Annotated in this window: 13 protein-coding genes; 7 read left to right on the top strand and 6 right to left on the bottom strand. The window is 55.4% G+C overall.

From position 1 onward, the window contains the following. Nucleotide 1: 1 nt before the first annotated feature. The 3 genes from tig to SELIN_RS02665 all read right to left on the bottom strand — a co-directional run bounded on the left by tig (nucleotide 2) and on the right by SELIN_RS02665 (nucleotide 4,441). Nucleotides 2-1,333 (bottom strand): trigger factor, encoded by a 1,332-nt coding sequence (gene tig, locus SELIN_RS02675; protein ID WP_013505164.1) that lies wholly within the window; start codon nucleotides 1,331-1,333, stop codon nucleotides 2-4. A 112-nt stretch (nucleotides 1,334-1,445) separates the two neighbouring features. Next, on the bottom strand, nucleotides 1,446-3,572 hold the full coding sequence (locus tag SELIN_RS02670; RefSeq protein WP_013505163.1) for a GGDEF domain-containing protein: 2,127 nt from the start codon (nucleotides 3,570-3,572) through the stop codon (nucleotides 1,446-1,448). Nucleotides 3,573-3,775: 203 nt separating this feature from the next. Next, nucleotides 3,776-4,441: a Crp/Fnr family transcriptional regulator gene (locus SELIN_RS02665; RefSeq protein ID WP_013505162.1), complete on the bottom strand. Its 666-nt coding sequence runs from the start codon at nucleotides 4,439-4,441 to the stop codon at nucleotides 3,776-3,778. Between the two features lie 91 nt (nucleotides 4,442-4,532). Here SELIN_RS02665 and hcp point away from each other — a divergent pair, with 91 nt between their 5' ends. Then, nucleotides 4,533-5,840, top strand: a complete 1,308-nt coding sequence (hcp, locus tag SELIN_RS02660; protein ID WP_013505161.1) for a hydroxylamine reductase — start codon at nucleotides 4,533-4,535, stop codon at nucleotides 5,838-5,840. A gap of 85 nt (nucleotides 5,841-5,925) precedes the next feature. On the opposite strand, the gene SELIN_RS02655 is transcribed toward hcp, so the two are convergent. After that, entirely contained in the window at nucleotides 5,926-6,348 is a 423-nt protein-coding gene (locus tag SELIN_RS02655) for a hypothetical protein (protein ID WP_013505160.1), read from the bottom strand. 1,172 nt (nucleotides 6,349-7,520) lie between these two features. Here SELIN_RS02655 and SELIN_RS02645 point away from each other — a divergent pair. From SELIN_RS02645 to SELIN_RS02615, 6 genes are all read left to right on the top strand, one after another. Next, nucleotides 7,521-7,892 carry a coiled-coil domain-containing protein gene (locus SELIN_RS02645; protein WP_013505159.1) on the top strand — a complete coding sequence of 124 codons (372 nt, stop codon included), beginning with the start codon at nucleotides 7,521-7,523 and terminating at the stop codon, nucleotides 7,890-7,892. Between the two features lie 931 nt (nucleotides 7,893-8,823). Further along, complete coding sequence (locus SELIN_RS02635; protein ID WP_013505158.1) at nucleotides 8,824-9,234, top strand: hypothetical protein; 411 nt, start codon at nucleotides 8,824-8,826, stop codon at nucleotides 9,232-9,234. Nucleotides 9,235-9,518: 284 nt separating this feature from the next. Then, complete coding sequence (locus SELIN_RS02630) at nucleotides 9,519-9,851, top strand: hypothetical protein (RefSeq protein ID WP_013505157.1); 333 nt, start codon at nucleotides 9,519-9,521, stop codon at nucleotides 9,849-9,851. A 311-nt stretch (nucleotides 9,852-10,162) separates the two neighbouring features. After that, nucleotides 10,163-10,495 carry a hypothetical protein gene (locus SELIN_RS02625; protein WP_013505156.1) on the top strand — a complete coding sequence of 111 codons (333 nt, stop codon included), beginning with the start codon at nucleotides 10,163-10,165 and terminating at the stop codon, nucleotides 10,493-10,495. A 574-nt stretch (nucleotides 10,496-11,069) separates the two neighbouring features. Continuing rightward, the gene (locus tag SELIN_RS13715) at nucleotides 11,070-12,011 is read left to right on the top strand and encodes a porin (protein WP_013505155.1); all 942 of its coding nucleotides are present in this window, start codon (nucleotides 11,070-11,072) and stop codon (nucleotides 12,009-12,011) included. A 651-nt stretch (nucleotides 12,012-12,662) separates the two neighbouring features. Next, nucleotides 12,663-12,962 carry a hypothetical protein gene (locus tag SELIN_RS02615; protein ID WP_013505154.1) on the top strand — a complete coding sequence of 100 codons (300 nt, stop codon included), beginning with the start codon at nucleotides 12,663-12,665 and terminating at the stop codon, nucleotides 12,960-12,962. Nucleotides 12,963-13,906: 944 nt separating this feature from the next. On the opposite strand, the gene trhA is transcribed toward SELIN_RS02615, so the two are convergent. Together trhA and SELIN_RS02605 are read right to left on the bottom strand one after the other, a co-directional pair. Next, on the bottom strand, nucleotides 13,907-14,554 hold the full coding sequence (gene trhA / locus SELIN_RS02610) for a PAQR family membrane homeostasis protein TrhA (protein WP_013505153.1): 648 nt from the start codon (nucleotides 14,552-14,554) through the stop codon (nucleotides 13,907-13,909). A 173-nt stretch (nucleotides 14,555-14,727) separates the two neighbouring features. Next, nucleotides 14,728-18,105 carry a transglutaminase family protein gene (locus tag SELIN_RS02605; RefSeq protein ID WP_013505152.1) on the bottom strand — a complete coding sequence of 1,126 codons (3,378 nt, stop codon included), beginning with the start codon at nucleotides 18,103-18,105 and terminating at the stop codon, nucleotides 14,728-14,730. Nucleotides 18,106-18,111: the final 6 nt, after the last annotated feature.

The following is an 18,111-nucleotide window of genomic DNA, read 5'->3' as shown; positions in this document are numbered from 1 at the left end:
CTTATGCGTTCACTTCTTCACGTTGACGCTCCAGGTCCTCCTTGGTAACCGTCTTCTCGGTTACACTGGAGTTGGCGCCGATAAAATCCACCACTTTGTCTTCAATGATATTCGCCTTGATGCTCTCCAGTGCCTGGGCATTGAGGCGCTTTCTGGTATCCTCCACCGAAGCCTGGGCGCGAGTGGCCTCCTCGGCGATGGCCTTCTCCATGTCCTCTTCAGAGGCATCAATGCTTTCCAGCTTGGCGACGGCATGGAGCAGCACACTGGTGCGCACCTGCTTTTCCGCCATATCGCTATAGGCAGGGGCCAGACGCTCCATCTGCTGACGGAAGGTCTGCTCGTCAGGAATCGACTGCACATACTGCATCAGAATATTGCCGGCAATGCGACGGGCCTGATCCTGAATCATGGATTCGGGCACATCGAAGGCGTTGCTGTCCATAAGTTTCTGAGCAATCTGCTCACGGAACTTGCGCTTGCTTTCGGAATCCATGTACTCCTCGATATCCTTGCGGATCAGCTGGCGGAATTCGTCGGCGCCAGCCACCTCGCGATCACGGGAGACCTCCTTGGCGAGCTCATCAGTCAGAACCGGGGTCACCTTCTCGTTGACCTCGTGGAGGGTCACCTCAAACTGAGCTGCTTTGCCCTTAAGGCTTTCCGCGTGGTAGTCGTCGGGGAAGCTCACATCGATAACCTTCTCCTGGCCAATGGTCATGCCTTCCAGCTGAGGTTCGAAACCGGGAATAAACTGTCCGGAGCCAAGCACCAGTTTGAATCGCTCCGCCGTGCCACCTTCAAAGTACTCACCGTCGATTTTGCCTTTGAAATCGATCACCACCTCGTCACCAGTGCGGGCTTCGCGCTGTACCGCGCTGAACTCAGCCCTTTGCTCCAGAATGCGGCCGATTGCCTCTTCCACATCCTTGTCGGTCACCTCGTAGCGCTCGCGCTCAAGCTCAAAACCCTTGTAGATTTCGGGGGTCACTTCCGGGAACGTATCCACGGTGTATTTCAGAACCAGGTCATTGTCTTCGTTGCGCTGCAGATCCGTTACCTCCGGCCGGGAGACATAGCTGATGTCCTCCGACTGCAGCGAGGAAGTCACCGCATCCTGAATAACGCGCTCAGAGGCCAGGTTGTAGGCATTGGCACCATATTCCTGACGAACAACCGCCAAAGGCGCTTTCCCAGGACGAAAGCCCCTGATCTTGGCCTTTTTGGCTATTTTCTTGATTTCGCTCTCCAGGGCATCGTCCATCACCTTACCGGGAATGGTTACCGTCACTTCCTTCGCAGATTTCTCCAGGTTCTTCAGTTCGACTTTCATTTGCACCTCTTTTGACAAGCCTCTATTGGACGATTTTTATCAACAAACGATTGATATTACAGAAGTTTTTCGAAAATTCCCAGCAAAAAACGCTCTCCAGCCACAGGCAGGATCAGCCCGCACCCTTTTCGCGCTCGCGCTGTCCGGCCACCTCGCGATAGTAGCGCACACCAGCGCCGCCCTGACCCTTCACCGTGGTCATCGCAAAATCCGCCCGCGCCACCAGCTCTTCACCATCGTCAGCGTCCTCAGGGTAGAAACTCACGCCAATGCTCAAACCAGCCATGATTTCATTCCCCTGAACACTCACCGGCCGACTGAAATGCTGCCGGATACGGCGGATCACCACATCGGGCGTGCTCTCACTCTCAATATCCTCCAGCAGAATGCCAAATTCGTCAGAACCGATACGGGCCACCAGATCCTCACCGCGCACACATCCCAGCAAGCGCTTGGCGAACGCCTTCAGAGCCTCGTCACCAACCCTGGTACCATAGGCTTCATTAATCTGCTTGAAGTGGTCAAAATCCACAATCAGAATCGCCGCCTTGCCTGCATGGGCATGGTGTGCTTTTGAGAAGCGGCGAATGCGCTCGTGGAGTAACTGGCGGTTGGCAAGCCCCGTAAGGGCGTCGTGGTGCTTCAGGTAGTGCAGGCGGTTCTCCTTCTCCAGCAGCTCCCGCTCCACACGCCGCATCTGGGTGATATCCACCATGACACCGATAATACCCCTGAGTTCGCCAGCCACATCGCGATAGGCGTCCTTGCTGATGATAAAGTCATGGCGACTGCCATCGCTGACGGGAAAACTCGCCTCGTAGGATATTGGCTGCCCGGGATTTTCCAGCAACAGGCGATCGCGCTGCTCCTCGTCCTCCACATCCTGGGAAGCGATCACATCGGGAAAACTGCGCAGGGAACGCCCTTCCACGTCGGCCGTGGTGACACCGAAAATATCGCGGGCGAAGGCCTCGTTACAGCCCCGGAAAACACCCCTGGCGTCCTTGTAAAATACCGGACTGGGGATAGTATCCAGGAAGGTGGAAAGAAACTGGATGCTGTTGCGCAGATCGTCTTCAGCCTGCTTGCGCTCCGTCACCTCGCGGATCAGGGCGCGGTTCATCTGGTCGAGCTTTTTGGTGCGGCTGCCCACTTCCGTCTTCAGGCGCTTGTTGAAGGTGAACAGCAGCACCGCCAGGGCCACCGACACCACCACCAGAAACACCAGCGCCCAGATAGCCCACAGGTACTTCAGGTAGCCCGGCGGAAACTTCACATTGTGCAGGAAACCCTCCAGGGAGAAGTTGCTGCTCATCAGGCCCACTTCACTGAAAATGGCCGCGATGTCCTGCCAGCGCTCCGGGTTGATATGCCCGATCTGAATCAGGTCGGGCAGCACCAGCTGACGCAGCGCCTTGGCTTCATATTCCAGGTGTTCACGGGTCTTGTCGGTGTTATAGCGCGTCAGAATCAGGTCAATGATCTCGTCCTGATGGAGGAAGGCATACTCCCAGCCGCGAATGGTCGCCCGGATAAAAGCGTCTATGCGCTCGGGATTTTTCTCAACCTGCTGGCGAGTAGTAAAGAGCGTGTCCCCGTAAGCATCCACCTGATGGTGGAAGGGCTGAATGGTCCGTACGCTCACCCCCATGGCCCGGAACAGGTAGGGATCCGAGGCGATGCTCCCACTGATGGCATCCACCTCGCGGCTCATCAGCTTCACCAGTGCCGAAGTATCCTTTTCCATGATAGTGACATCATCGCGGCTCAGGCCAGCCCGCGTCAGCATCGCCAGGAACTCACTCTGCTTGTTGCTGTTGATCATCACTGTCTTGCCCTTGAGGTCAGCCGGCCCGTGAATATCCGAATCCTGAGCAACCAGCAAAGCATAGGCAGAGTGTTGCATGATCGGAGCCAGCACCACCAGTGGCAGACCATGGGCCGCGCGGATCAGAATTTCCGAAGAGAGCACACCGAAATGGGCCTGCCCCGAGAGCAGCTCCTCATCAATGCGGATTTCCGGCCGCCCCTCGCGGATAACCACGTTCAGGCCTTCCTCTTTATAGAAACCCTTCTCCAGGGCCGCGTAATAGCCCGCGAACTGGAACTGGTGATACCAGTTCAACTGCAGAATCAGGGGAGCGTCAGACGTGCGGGACGCCTGCGCCAGGCCAGCCATCACCGAAAGAACAAGAAAAAAGACAAGGACCACTCTATAGGCAGAAAGCCGATATACCATGTATCATCTCCGGGGAAACAGAAATCGCGAAGCATCATAGAACAACAGCAGCACAAAAGCTACTCCAGCGCACTGCGAAAATACCAAATCAACAGACAGGCAATGGAAAAACACCCAGATGCCAGGCGTCCGCAGAACCAGAAGTGAAGCCCCTCGTACGGTGAATGACGAGCACAGCGGACAGCAATGCAAATGGGGGCTTTTCAGCCGCCTGCCAGCGGCATTTTTTGCAGCAGCGTAATCTCGCGACCATCAACGGCAATCGCCCCTTCTTCCACCAGTTTCTTCAGCAGGCGCGAAAAGGTTTCCGGCGTTGTCCCCAGCAGCAGCGCCAGCTCGCCCTTGGGAACCGGCAACTGAACCGTCTTGAGACGCTGGGAAGCACTCAAGTGGCCAAGATAGAGCAGAAAACGCTCCTGCACATCCCGCGAGCTCAGATGCTCCACCATGTTCACCAGGTACTTCAGACGCTTGGTCAGAGCACCAATATAGCGCAACGCAAAATCCGGATTCCCCTGAATAATCTGCCGCAGACGCCGCGCGCTCATACCCAGCAGCATACAGGGCTCCAGAGCCATGGCACTGACCGGGTAGCGGGTCTCGCGGGCCAGCAGGATCTCCGCGAACAATTCTCCGGCGTGCACAAAGTGCACCACCGTCTCCTTCCCCTGGTCCGTAGTACGAAACAGACGCACACTGCCCTCCAGCAGGAAAAACACCTGTTCCCCCTCGTCACCCTCGTAGAAGAGGATATCCTTCTTTTCCTTGCCAACCAGCGTACACGCCGGAATCAAAGCGTCGGTAAGAGCGGCATCCACTTCACCCAGAAATTTCTTCTGAAAAACCTCAATGGCCTGCTTTTTTTCCATTTTTTGACCTGTATCAATTTCGTTTTCGCAGAGTTGTTTACTATTCCGGTCATGCATCAACGAAAACCCCAACAAACGGAGGATAAGTGTTATGAGTATGTTCTGCTACCAGTGTTCCATGTCCATGCCCGAAGGCTGCGGCGCCAAAGGCCAGACCGTCGGCACCTGCGGTAAAGACGAAAACCTTGCGAGACTCCAGGATATCATGATCTTCGGCCTCAAGGGCATCGCCGCCTATCGTGTCCAGGCTGCCCACTATGGCGCCGACTGTTCCGCCGTTGACAACGTGGTGAACGAGACCCTCTACTTCACCCTCACCAACTCCAACTTCAACTTCGACCAGCACGTCGCCCAGACCATGAAAGTCGGCCAGGCCGCCGTTGACATGATGAGCATTCTGGACAAGGCCCACACCGACACTTACGGCATGCCACAGCCTGTCAAAGTATCCCAAAACCGCGTTGAAGGAAAGGCCATTCTCGTCTCCGGCCACGACCACCACGCCCTGCGCAAACTGCTGGAACAGTCCGAAGGCAAAGGCGTCAACGTCTACACCCACTCCGAGCAGCTGCCCTCCCACGCCTACCCCGAACTGTCCAAATACAAGCACCTCAAGGGCAACGTCGGCAAGGCCTGGTTTGACCAGAAAGACCTGTTCAGCAAATTTAACGGCGCCATCCTCGTCAACACCAACTGCATCGTGCCCCCCAAAGGCAAGGATTACGCCGACCGCGTCTTCACCTATGCCCAGGTGGGAATCGACGGCGCCACCCACATTGAAAACGACAACTTCAGCCCCATCATTGAAAAAGCACTGTCGCTGCCCGACACCAACTGGGCATCCGATGAAACCGTACCCACCGGCCACCACCACTCCGTGATCCTCTCCCTGGCCCCCCAGGTCGTGGAAGCCGTCAAGAGCGGAAAAATCCGCCGCTTCTTCGTCATCGCCGGCTGCGACTCCCCCGGCAAAGGCGGAGAATACTACCGTGAACTGGCGAAAATCGTCCCCCAGGACTGCGTGATCCTCACCTCATCCTGCGGAAAGTTCCGCTTCAACGACATGGAATTCGGCAACGTCCCCGGAACCGAAATTCCCCGCCTGCTTGACCTTGGACAGTGCAACGACTCCATCGGCGGCGTCATCATCGCCAGCAAACTGGCCGAAGTCTTCGGCTGTGGCGTCAACGACCTGCCCCTGAGCATCGTCCTCTCCTGGATGGAACAAAAAGCCGTCGCCATCCTGCTTGGCCTGCTCAGCATCGGAGTCAAGGACATCCGCGTCGGACCACGCGCGCCCCAGTTCTTCAACGAGGACATCTTCAACTTCCTCATTGACAACTTCAACCTCAAGCTCACCGGCGACCCCCAGCAGGACCTGCAGGACATGCTGGGCTGACCAACACCCATTCTCCTCCTTCACCAGATACAGCAAAAGCCCGGTCACATGACCGGGCTTTTGCGCATGTACAACAACAGAGAAATTACTTCTGAACATCAGCCCCAAGAGGTGGATGCCCCGCCGGCAAGCCAGGCTGCTGCTGTGGCATCTCGCCACCCTCCAGCACAAAAGCACCCACAAAAATCAGCTTTTCAAACGTTCGGTCAAGGGAACGACTGTAAAAGTCCTCCATCACCATCCCGTCAATAACCATAACCCGGTCGCCCTCACTGACCACCGTCTCGGGACCAGCGAACCAGAGAATCTCACCATCAGCGTCAAGCTGCACATAGGTATAACCAGCCACATTCATCGTCTCGATAACCGTACCCATCAGATGAGCCTGCTGCTGCGCAGCAGCAGGAGCGGACGACGCACCCGAAACCTCGGGAGCAGACTGCTCACTGCACCCGCTCACAAACACCAGACCACTGACCAGCAGGGCAGCAACAAAACCTGCACGCATAAACCAAACCTCCGCAGAAACATAGCCTTCACCGGCATCCGCAGCAACAGGAAAACCGGGAACACAGCACCAGCATACGCCGGGAGAATTCTCACCGCAAGCCCCGCGATAGGGGGTAGGGGGTAGGGGGAGTCTTCCCTCGTGGTCTGTCAACATTTTGCGCAATCTGCGGACACAATGCTTTCCATCCCCCGGTTGTCCTCAACCTTCTGCACCTTTGCGGCCATGGAGTGAAACCTGACCTCCTTCGCAACCTCCAAAACAGCCAAAGAAATTTATCCGCAGATTTTTCAGATTTTCGCAGATAAAGGCAAAAGCCAGTGAGCTCAGGGAAATCCATGGCAAGTGAATCGTTCCCGTGCTTTGCGACCCCCGTGAGCCAGCGAACAGGCGAGAGACCTGCATCATTCTTCAAAATGAGCGTTCATTCGTGTTCATTCGCGGTAAACCCGGCTGCTACTCCCTCTCACTGCCTTTCCCTGGTGCCTTTGTGGCCTTTGTGTGAGACCCTGCCTTTTCCCCCTCCGCGTTTCCGGTGAGCACAGCGAATCGGCGAGAGACCCGCATTATTCTTCAATATTCGCGTGTATTCGTGTTCATTCGCGGTAAACCCGGCTGCTACTCCCGCTCACTGCCTTTCCTTGGTGCCTGGCAGGCTGCTGAAAAACCCTCATCTGCGGTGTTGCTCGCCGTCGCGTGTCATTGCAACGTACGGGGAGTACGCTTCATTCCACGCTCCGCGAGCGCCTTGCACCTGAGCATTTTTCAATTGCCTGCGTATTTTGAGGTATTTCAGTAAGCTGTTAGTAGGCCTTGTGTGAAACCCTGCCTTTTCCCCCTCCAAATCTGCGCCCATCTGCGGACACAATGGTTTCCATTCCCCGGTTGCCCTCAACCTTCTGCACCTTTGCTGCCATGGTGTGAGACCCGCATTATTCTTCAATATTCGCGTTCATTCGTGTTCATTCGCGGTAAACCCGGCTGCTACTCCCTCTCACTGCCTTTCCCTGGTGCCTTTGAGGGCTTTGTGTGAAACCTGGCCTTTTCCCCCTCCGAATCTGCGTCCATCTGCGTAATCTGCGGACAAATGCCCCCCACTCCCTCCTATCACAAACAACACTTTCCTTTGCCCGTACTCTGGTATATACTGCCTGGCATTCAAGGGGTGAGCCATGGAACAAAAGTACTTCGAAATTCTGATGGAAGAGATGAACAGCAAGTTTGAACTTGTACTGGAAAGCCATTCTGCACTTGACCTGAAGTTTGAAAAGAAATTTGACCAACTGAACCAAAAAATTGATGATGTTGACTTCAAGGTTGGCGTGGTCAATAACCGACTGAATGAAGTTAAAACCGAGCTCAGCAACCGCATGGATAAGCTTGATGGTCGCATGGACAAAATAGAAGGCCGCATGGACAAGCTGGATGGCCGCATGGAAAAAATAGAAGGTCGCATGGATCGGCTGGAAAGAAAAGTGGATGGTGTCGCTGACGACCTCTCCGCCCACCGCGCTGACACCGAACTTCACCGCGCCCATGGGTAGGGAAGAGGTGACGAGAAAGTAGCCTGCAGTGTGTAGTCGGTAGAGAGATGCCCTATAACCCTTCCCCATACCCTTCTTCGTGGCTCCGTGAATTTCGTGTGAGACCTGGCTTCCTCCACAACCTCCAAAACAGCCAAAGAAATTTATTCGCAGATTTTCGCAGATAAAGGCAAATTCCAGCAGGGAACTCTATTGCAAGTAAGTAGTTCCCGTGTCCTCCCTCGGCAGCTTGGCGACCCCCGTGAGCACAGCGAATCGGCGAGAGACCCGCATTATTCTTCAAGATTCGCGTTCATTCGTGTTCATTCGCGGTAAACCCGGCTGCTACTCCCGCTCACTGCCTTTCCTTGGTGCCTGGCAGGCTGCTGAAAAACCCTCATCTGCGGTGTTGCTCGCCGTCGCGTGTCATTGCAACGTACGGGGAGTACGCTTCATTCCACGCTCCGCGAGCGCCTTGCACCTGAGCATTTTTCAATTGCCTGCGTATTTTGAGGTATTTCAGTAAGCTGTTAGTAGGCCTTGTGTGAAACCCTGCCTTCTCCCCCTCCAAATCTGCGTCCATCTGCGTAATCTGCGGACACAATGGTTTCCATTCCCCGGTTGCCCTCAACCTTCTGCACCTTTGCTGCCATGGTGTGAGACCCGCATTATTCTTCAATATTCGCGTTCATTCGTGTTCATTCGCGGTAAACCCGGCTGCTACTCCCTCTCACTGCCTTTCCCTGGTGCCTTTGAGGGCTTTGTGTGAAACCTGGCCTTTTCCCCCTCCGAATCTGCGTCCATCTGCGCAATCTGCGGACAAATGACTCTCCCCCATCACCCATTCTCTATTCTCCATCTCCATCCCCAACCCCTAACCACTCCTACAACAAACAACACTTTCCTTTGCCCGTACTCTGGTATATACTGCATTGTATTCAAGAGGTGAGCCATGGAACAAAAGTACTTCGAAATTTTGATGGAAGAGATGAGAAGTGAATTCAGAGCCGTTGCAGAAGGTCACGAGTCTCTGCGGCAGGAATTTGGTCGCAAAATTGATGATTTTCGCGATGAAGTGAATGGTCGCTTTGAGCGAGTGGACGCTCAGATCCTTGCTCTTAATCACAAGGTTGACACGGTAGATACCAAGCTCAGCAAGCGCATCGACGAAGTTGATACCAAGCTCAGCAAGCGCATCGACGAAGTTGATACCAAGCTCAGCAAGCGCATCGACGAAGTTGATACCAAACTCAGCAAGCGCATCGACGAAGTTGATACCAAACTCAGCAGGAAGATCGACGCAGTGGCCACCGACCTCTCCGCCCACCGCGCCGACACCGAACTTCACCGAGCGCATGGATAGAGTCAGTAGTCAGTAGCGAGTAGTCAGTGCTTTTCCTTGGCGCTCCCAGGGTCTTAAGTGAGCGTAGCGAACGGGCGTGATATATTGCCTTTTCTCTTGACTGCCCTTCCTGGTGCCTTTGAGGGCTTTGTGTGAAACCCTGCCTTTTCCCCCTCCAAATCTGCGCCCATCTGCGTAATCTGCGGACAAATGACTCTCCCCCATCCCCAACTCCCTCCTATCACAAACAACACTTTCCTTTGCCCACACTCTGTTATATATTGCCACCCATCAGGAGGTGAGCCATGGAGAAGCAAGATCGCTTTGAAATCCTGCTGGAAGACATAAACAGCAAGTTTGACCTTGTTCTGGAAGGGCATAATTCCCTGCGGCAGGAATTTGGCCAGAAGTTTGACCAACTGAACCAAAAAATCGATGATGTAGACTTCAAGGTTGACGTGGTCAATAACAGGCTGAATGAAGTCGACACCAAGCTCAGCAAACGCATGGATAAACTTGATGGACGTATGGACAAAATAGAAGGTCGCATGGACCGGCTGGAAAGAAAAGTGGATGGTGTCGCTGCTGACCTCACCGCTCATCGCGCTGACACCGAACTCCACCGTGCGCATGGATAGAGTCAGTAGCGAGTCGTCAGTGGCCAGTAGTCAGTGCTTTACCTTAGCGGCTTTGCGTCTTAAGTGAGCACAGCGAACGGGCGAGAGACCTGCATCACTCTTCAAGATGAGCGTTCATTCGTGTTCATTCGCGGTAAATCCGGCTGCTACTCCCTCTCACTGCCTTTCCTTGGTGCCTTTGTGGCCTTTGTGTGAAACCCTGCCTTCTCCCCCTCCAAATCTGCGGACAAATCCCAACTCCCTCCTATCACAAACAACACTTCCCATTGCCCGCACCCTGGTATATATTGCCAACCATCAGGAGATGAGACATGGAGCAAAATTACTTTGAAATTCTGATGGAAGAAATGAACAGCGGCTTCAAAGCAGTTATCGAAGGACACGACTCTCTTCGTCAGGAACTCGGTCGCAAAATTGATGATTTCCGCGATGAAGTGGATACCCGCTTTAAGCAAGTGGATACCCAGATACTTGCGTTAAATCACAAGATTGACACTGTTGATGCCAAACTCAGCAAACAGATTCACGAAGTTGACACCAAACTCAGCAAGCGCATTGACAAGCTGGAGAAAAAAGTTGATGACATTGCCACCGACCTCACCGCCCAGCGAGCTGACACCGAACTCCACCGTGCCCATGGATAGAGTCAGTAGCCAGTAGCGAGTAGTCAGTGCTTTTCCTTGGCGCTCCCAGCGTCTTAAGTGAGCGTAGCGAACGGGCGTGATATATTGCCTCTTCTCTTGACTGCCCTTCCTGGTGCCTTTGAGGGCTTTGTGTGAAACCCTGCCTTTTCCCCCTCCAAATCTGCGCCCATCTGCGCAATCTGCGGACACAATGGCTTCTCTCCACCCCTCTACCTAACTACTAACTACCTGCTACCTGCTACCTGCTACCCGCTACCTGCTACCCGCTACCTGCTACCCGCTACCTGCTACCCGCTCTCCCTGCCACAAAACCCCTCAATGACAATACACCTCTAATCAGCCAGTAACCGACACACATAGTCACCTTTTACTGCAAATCATCGCCAAAACGTAAACTCCAAGTAAAATAACAAGAAACGTCCCGGCACTTTTTCCATGAACCGTTTCAGAGTTTTTTCAGGGGTACGCCAAAATTGCGCACTTCCTGCACTTTTTTCGTTGACAACCAGATTTTAAGCCAGTATATGTTGAACCACGATATTTTTTCCACAAATCCAAAAAAATGGAGAGACACATGAACAAAATGGTCAAAGTTTCCCTCGCTGGTCTGGCTGCCGCAGCCATGATCATCCCCGCCTCTGCAAACACCACCTGGTACGGCCGTGCTAACTATGAAATCCAATCTGCAAATGATGGCGAGTACATTACTGGCAACTCAGTAAGCTCACGCCTTGGTATCCGTGGCTCACAGGACCTCGACAGCGGCCTGAAGGCTATCTTCATGCTGGAAAGCTCCGTTGAAACTGCTGCTGGCAACGGTGGCGGCGCAAAAGGCAACTTCAATGGCCGTCAAGCTTGGGTTGGACTGCAGGGCGACTTCGGTACTGTTTCTTTCGGTCACCAGACAACTGCATTTCAGAGCATGCTGGGCAACCTGAACAACTGGGTACTGGCGAACAAAGACGTAAGCTTCAGCGGCAACATGGAAGGCGCGTTCGACGATGGACGCACTAACCGCACTATCAAGTACGCTGGCAAAGCTGACGATCTGACCTATGCCATCAGCTTCAGCAAAGAAGTTGACACCGTTGAAGAAGACACCAAGTTTGCACCTTCTGTTGCTGTTGGCTTCAAAGGTGTAGAGAACCTTGACCTGCGTCTTGGTTATGTTTCTGCCGACGATGGCGACTTCACTCAGCTGGCCCTGACTGCTGTTTACAAAATGGGCGACCTGACAGTAGGCTTCGGTTATGACACTCAGGACTTTGATGGATACAAAGTGAACACTATCCTTATTCCTGTTGAATTCAACCTGGGTGGTGGTCTTTCCGCCAACGCTGCTCTGGTTCGCTGGGATGAAGACGGTGACGACGATGGAATCAACATCAACGTCGGCGTGAAGAAAAATCTTGGACAGCGCACTTGGCTTTATGCCAGCGTTGCCATGTTTGACGAAGGCGATGGAAGCCGCCCTGATGCAACTGACTGGGGCTTCGGTATCCGTCACGACTTCTGATTTCCCGGTGCATAAGCACCATCTTTTATCCTCATGGATGTTCTGCACCTCCGCATTTCGCGGAGGTGCTTTTTTTTTGCAAGTGTTCAGAATCGAAGACATGACACCCACATTGTCAGCGCAAACGCATGCTTCCGCGCTTTCCGTGGTGGCCTTTCCCCGCTACTATAGTGATACGTGATGAGCGAGAGTCCTTATCGCCTCCTCCCACTGCCTTCAGTGAGCAGTTCGCGTGTCTTCCCTTGGCAGCTTGGCGACCCCCGTGAGCACAGCAAACCATCATTCTTCAAGATTCGCGTGTATTCGTGTCCATTCGCGGTAAAACCGGCTGCTACTCCCGCTCACTGCCTTTCCTTGGTGCCTGGCAGGCTGCTGAAAAACCCTCATCTGCGGTGTTGCTCGCCGTCGCGTGTCATTGCAACGTACGGGGAGTACGCTTCATTCCACGCTCCGCGAGCGCCTTGCACCTGAGCATTTTTCAATTGCCTGCGTATTTTGAGGTATTTCAGTAAGCTGTTAGTAGGCCTTGTGTGAAACCCTGCCTTTTCCCTCTCCAAACCTGCGGACAAATCCCAACTCCATCCTATCACGAACAACACTTCCCATTGCCCGCACTCTGGTATATACTGCCTGGCATTCAAGGGGTGAGCCATGGAACAAAAGTACTTCGAAATTCTGATGGAAGAGATGAACAGCAAGTTTGACCTTGTTCTGGAAGGGCATAACTCCCTGCGGCAGGAGTTTGGACGGAAGTTTGACCAACTGAACCAAAAAATCGATGATGTAGACTTCAAGGTTGATGTGGTCAATAACCGCCTGAATGAAGTTAAAACCGAACTCAGCAAGCGTATCGATGACGTTGATGACAAACTCAGCAAAAAAATCGATGCCGTTGCCACCGACCTCTCCGCCCACCGCGCTGACACCGAACTTCACCGTGCGCATGGGTAGGGAAGAGGTGATGAGAAAGTAGTGTGTAGTCGGTAGAGAGATGTCCTATAACCCTTCCCCATGCCCTTCTTCGTGGCTCCGTGAATTTCGTGTGAGACCTGGCTTCCTCCGCAACCTCCAAAACAGCCAAAGAAATTTATCCGCAGATTTCACCGATTTTCGCAGATAAAGGCAAAAGCCAGCAGGGAACTCTATTGGCAAGTAAGTAGTCAGTGGCCAGTAGTCAGTGCTTTACCTTTGCGCCTCTGCGTCTTGAGTGAGCACAGCGAACGGCGAGAGACCTGCATCATTCTTCAAGATTCGCGTGTATTCGTGTCCATTCGCGGTAAATCCGGCTGTACTCCCGCTCACTGTCTTTCCTTGGTGCCTGGCAGGCTGCTGAAAAACCCTCATCTGCGGTGTTGCTCGCCGTCGCGTGTCATTGCAACGTACGGGGAGTACGCTTCATTCCACGCTCCGCGAGCGCCTTGCACCTGAGCATTTTTCAATTGCCTGCGTATTTTGAGGTATTTCAGTAAGCTGTTAGTAGGCCTTTGTGTGAAACCCTGCCTTTTCCCCCTCCGCGTTTCCGGTGAGCACAGCGAACGGCGAGAGACCTGCATAACTCTTCAAGATTCGCGTGTATTCGTGTCCATTCGCGGTAAATCCGGCTGTACTCCCGCTCACTGTCTTTCCTTGGTGCCTGGCAGGCTGCTGAAAAACCCTCATCTGCGGTGTTGCTCGCCGTCGCGTGTCATTGCAACGTACGGGGAGTACGCTTCATTCCACGCTCCGCGAGCGCCTTGCACCTGAGCATTTTTCAATTGCCTGCGTATTTTGAGGTATTTCAGTAAGCTGTTAGTAGGCCTTTGTGTGAAACCCTGCCTTTTCCCCCTCTAAATCTACGGACCAAAATGGCCTTTCTCTATTTCCCATCCCCCATTCCGGCTGGCTTGCCGTTTTGCTTAGTACGCGTAGTACAGCACGGCAAAGAAATGGCTTGTGGTTCCGGCCATCACGAACAGGTGCCATACGAAGTGGGCGTAGGGAATCCTGACCAGGTAGAAGAGTACGCCGGTGGTATAGGCGCTTCCGCCCGCCACCAGCCAGAAGAGGCCCCATGGCTCCATGCTCTGCCACAGGGGTTTCATGGCAATGACTATCAGCCACCCCATGACCAGGTACAGCGCCGTGGAAAGCTTTTCGAAGCGGATGCCTCCCATGGATTTCAACACAATACCACCGATGGCGATGCTCCACACGAGGCCCAGCAGTGTCCAGCCCCAGGGGCCGCGCAGGACGCCCAGGGTGAAGGGGGTATAGGTTCCCGCGATCAGCAGAAAGATGGCACCGTGGTCGAGAATCTGGAATACCTGTTTGGCCCGGTTTTTCGCCAGGGCATGGTAGAGGGTGGAGGCAATGTAGAGCAGCAGCATGGTGGCGGCAAAGACGCTGGCACCCACAATGCCCCAGGCGCTTCCCCGTTCTGCGGCGAAGAGGATCAGCACTGGCGTTGCGGCAACGGCTGCCAGGAAACCGACACCGTGGCTGACGCTGCTGGCGATCTCTTCTCCCAGGCTCTCTGGTCGTGGTGTCATTGGAGAGCGTTTCATTGCCTCCTCCTTTTCCCGAGAGGCATGCTTACTGAAGTACCTCAAATCATACAGGCAATTGAAAACCCACAGGTGCAAGGCGCCCGCAGAGCGAGGCGTGAAGCGTACTCCCCGTACGTTGCAACAACGAGCGGCAGCGGGCAACACCGCAGATGGGGGTTTTCAGCAGCCTGTTAGCGTTTTTGCGTCTCCTGCTTTCGCGGCATGCGCCGCAGATCCAGCGTGTGGGGATAGTCGCGGTTCTTTTCGATGGAGAGGATCTGCACATCCGTGGATACATCGGTTCTGGGGGTAAAGGTGCGCCGTGTCACGGGGCCACTGGTGGGTACCTGCAGAACGTCTTCCTGCACGCCAGCTGTGTGCCCCATGTCCCAGAAGCGGTTGATGCGGCGTGACTGGGCTTCAAATTCGTTGACGGGCAGGGTTTCATAGCTGCGCCCTCCGGGGTGGCTGACGTGGTAGACACAGCCGCCGATGGAGCGTTTATTCCAGGTATCAACAATGTCAAAGGTTATGGGCGAGTGAATGCCGATGGTGGGATGCAGGGACGAGTGGGGCTGCCAGGCCTGGTAGCGGATGCCGGCCACATATTCGCCGTGCACTCCTGTGGGCTGCATGGGCACGGGATAGCTGTTGCAGGTGATGAGGTAGCGGGCGTCATTGAGGCCGTTGACCTTCAGCTGCAGCCGCTCCACGGAAGAGTCCACATAGCGGGCGGTGCCACTGCTGGCACTCTCTTCACCCAGCACGTGCCAGGGTTCAATGGCCATGCGCAGCTCGATGACTATGTCCTTGACGCAGACGGAACCGTAATGGGGGAAGCGGAATTCGAAGAAGGGGTCGAGCCAGTCCATTTCAAAGGCATAACCGGCCTGGTTCAGATCCTCAACCACATCCGCCATATCCCGTCGCACATAGTGGGGCAGCAGAAACTGGTCGTGCAGCCGGGTTCCCCAGTGGATCAGGGGCCGGGTGTACGGTTCACGCCAGAACCAGGCCACCAGGGAGCGGATCAGCAGCATCTGCATCAGGGACATGCGGCTGTGGGGCGGCATTTCAAAGGCGCGCATTTCCAGCAGGCCCAGACGGCCGGTGGGGCTGTCGGGCGAGTAGAGCTTGTCGATACAGAATTCGCTGCGGTGGGTATTGCCGGTCAGGTCGGTCAGCAGGTTGCGCAGTACCCGGTCCACCAGCCACAGGGAGGCCTTCTCGTCGCGGCCGGGTATCTGGTTGAAAGCGATTTCCAGTTCATAGAGGCGATCGTCGCGGCCTTCATCCACCCGGGGAGCCTGGCTGGTGGGGCCGATAAAGAGCCCCGAAAACAGATAGGACAGCGCGGGGTGATTCTGCCAGTAGCCAATCAGGCTGCGCAGGAGGTCGGGACGGCGCAGCAGGGGGCTGTCGGCGGGGGTGGGGCCGCCCAGGGTGACGTGATTGCCGCCGCCGGTGCCGGTGTGGCGCCCATCCAGCATGAATTTCTCGGTACCCAGGCGACAGAGGCGGGCCTGCTCGTAAAGCTGTTCCGTATTACTGACCAGCTCCTGCCACGTATGGGAAGGGTGAATGTTCACTTCCACCACACCAGGGTCGGGAGTGATGGCCAGTTTTTTGAGACGATTGTCGCGGGGCGGCTCATAACCTTCAATGACGATGAAAATATCCAGCTGCTCTGCCAGCATCTCCATAATGGCAATCAATTCCAGGTAGCTTTCCAGGCGCGCCATGGGAGGCAGGAAGACATGGATATTCCCCCGGCGCACTTCCACGCAGAGGGCAAAGCGTACCAGGTCTTTTTCCGGCACGTGGGCACGGGGCCACGGTCGCTGGCCGGCAGCGCGCTCAGCAATCAGCTGATTGAAATCCTCCAGGGGAGCCTGCTGTTCCAGCTGGCTGTGGCCGGGGTCGTGGTAGCACTCGCTTTCGGGGGCGCTCTCCAGCGAGTCCAGGGGCAGGCGAAAGCCCATGGCCGAAGCACCGGGGATCAGAAAGAGCTCACCGCGCCGCAATTTCCAGACCGAGCTTTCCCAGCGGCAATGTTCATGGTGCCAGCGCAGGGGCAGCACAAAACCGGTGGGCTCTCCCATATCGCGTCCCAGCAGTTCGGCCAGATACTTGCGCTCCAGGGGGTCTTTCAGGTTGCACTGCAACGGGTTGACATTGGCAGGCAGGGTGCCCTCTTTCCACAGGTAGTAGAAAGCATCCTCATAGGCCGCCTTGATATGGGAAGGGTCGATGGAGAAAACCCCTGCCAGCGCCTCCAGCAGGCGGCGGGCGTCGCCGGGGGTATGGGAACCATCCGCCTGGGGATTCGCCATTCGCGACGGGCTGCGCCAGGCTGCCACGCCATCATGACGCCAGAAGCAGGCCATCTGCCAGCGGGGCAGGGGTTCACCGGGGTACCATTTACCCTGGCCGTAGTAGAGCAAGCCGCCGGGAGCAAAGGTCTGCTGCAGACGGCGCAGCAGTTGAGCCGAAAGGTGCCGTTTATGCTTGCCATCGGCTGTGATGTTCCACTGGGCCGAATCCATGTCGTCAATGGAGACAAACGTGGGTTCGCCACCCATGGTCAGGCGGACATCCTGTTCCTGCAGCTGCGCCTCCACCTGCTGCCCCAGAGCGTCTATGCGCTGCCACTGGCTGTCGCTGTAGGGTCGGGTCACCCGTGGGGTTTCGTAAATGCGCTCCACACGGTTATGGAAGGAGAACTCCGTCTGGCAGACGTCGGTATAACCGGTGACCGGAGCCGCGCTGACAGGGTCAGGGGTTCCCGCCAGGGGAATATGTCCTTCGGCGGTCAGCAATCCGGAGGTGGGATCAAGGCCTATCCACCCCGCGCCGGGGATATAGACCTCCGTCCAGGCGTGCAGGTCGGTAAAGTCCTCACTGGGGCCCGAAGGGCCATCCAGGGACGGGACGTCGGCTGTCAGCTGCACCAGATATCCGCTGACAAAGCGGGCGGCCAAGCCAAGCCTGCGGGCAATCTGCACCAGCAGCCAGGCGGAGTCGCGACAGGAGCCCAGAGCGCGCTGCAGGGTTTCGTCGGGCGACAGCACCCCCGGCTCCATGCGGATGGTGTATTTGATATCCTGAGCCAGCAGGCGATTCAGCTCCACCAGGAAGTCCACCGTTCGCACCTGGGTGGCGGGACGGTGTGCGCTGGTCCATGCATCGGTCAGCGGGCAGCCCGGCAGAATTTCCAGATAGGGGATCAGTTCCCGCTCCATCTGCTCGTCATAGCGAAAGGGAAAGGTTTCCGCGTATTCTTCCACAAAGAAATCAAAGGCATTCAGGGGCGTCATATCGGCAATCAGCTCCACATCAATGGAAAGCCTGGTCGCCCTCTCGGGAAAGACCACCCGGGCCTGAAAATTACTGAAAGGGTCCTGAACCCAGTTAAGAAAGTGATGCTCCGGTTCAATCTTCAGTGAGTACGCTTCAATGGCCGTACGGCAGTGAGGAGCCGGACGCAGACGGAAAATGTGGGGCGAGAGATTCACCGGACGATCGAAGGTGTAACTGGTCCTGTGGCGGATGGCAACGCGAATACTCAAGGGATG

The organism is Desulfurispirillum indicum S5, assembly GCF_000177635.2.
Classification (GTDB): Bacteria; Chrysiogenota; Chrysiogenetes; order Chrysiogenales; family Chrysiogenaceae; genus Desulfurispirillum; species Desulfurispirillum indicum.
Note: the sequence above shows the minus strand (reverse complement) of the source record. Positions and strands in the feature narration are given on the sequence as shown.

Excerpts from the sequence above, each read along its gene's own strand:
- SELIN_RS02665 (WP_013505162.1), bottom strand. The coding sequence starts at position 4,441 with ATGGAAAAAAAGCAGGCCATTGAGGTTTTTCAGAAGAAATTTCTGGGT.
- SELIN_RS02670 (WP_013505163.1), bottom strand. The coding sequence starts at position 3,572 with ATGGTATATCGGCTTTCTGCCTATAGAGTGGTCCTTGTCTTTTTTCTT.
- tig (WP_013505164.1), bottom strand. The coding sequence starts at position 1,333 with ATGAAAGTCGAACTGAAGAACCTGGAGAAATCTGCGAAGGAAGTGACG.
- hcp (WP_013505161.1), top strand. The coding sequence starts at position 4,533 with ATGAGTATGTTCTGCTACCAGTGTTCCATGTCCATGCCCGAAGGCTGC.
- SELIN_RS02655 (WP_013505160.1), bottom strand. The coding sequence starts at position 6,348 with ATGCGTGCAGGTTTTGTTGCTGCCCTGCTGGTCAGTGGTCTGGTGTTT.
- SELIN_RS02645 (WP_013505159.1), top strand. The coding sequence starts at position 7,521 with ATGGAACAAAAGTACTTCGAAATTCTGATGGAAGAGATGAACAGCAAG.
- SELIN_RS02615 (WP_013505154.1), top strand. The coding sequence starts at position 12,663 with ATGGAACAAAAGTACTTCGAAATTCTGATGGAAGAGATGAACAGCAAG.
- trhA (WP_013505153.1), bottom strand. The coding sequence starts at position 14,554 with ATGAAACGCTCTCCAATGACACCACGACCAGAGAGCCTGGGAGAAGAG.
- SELIN_RS13715 (WP_013505155.1), top strand. The coding sequence starts at position 11,070 with ATGAACAAAATGGTCAAAGTTTCCCTCGCTGGTCTGGCTGCCGCAGCC.
- SELIN_RS02630 (WP_013505157.1), top strand. The coding sequence starts at position 9,519 with ATGGAGAAGCAAGATCGCTTTGAAATCCTGCTGGAAGACATAAACAGC.
- SELIN_RS02635 (WP_013505158.1), top strand. The coding sequence starts at position 8,824 with ATGGAACAAAAGTACTTCGAAATTTTGATGGAAGAGATGAGAAGTGAA.
- SELIN_RS02625 (WP_013505156.1), top strand. The coding sequence starts at position 10,163 with ATGGAGCAAAATTACTTTGAAATTCTGATGGAAGAAATGAACAGCGGC.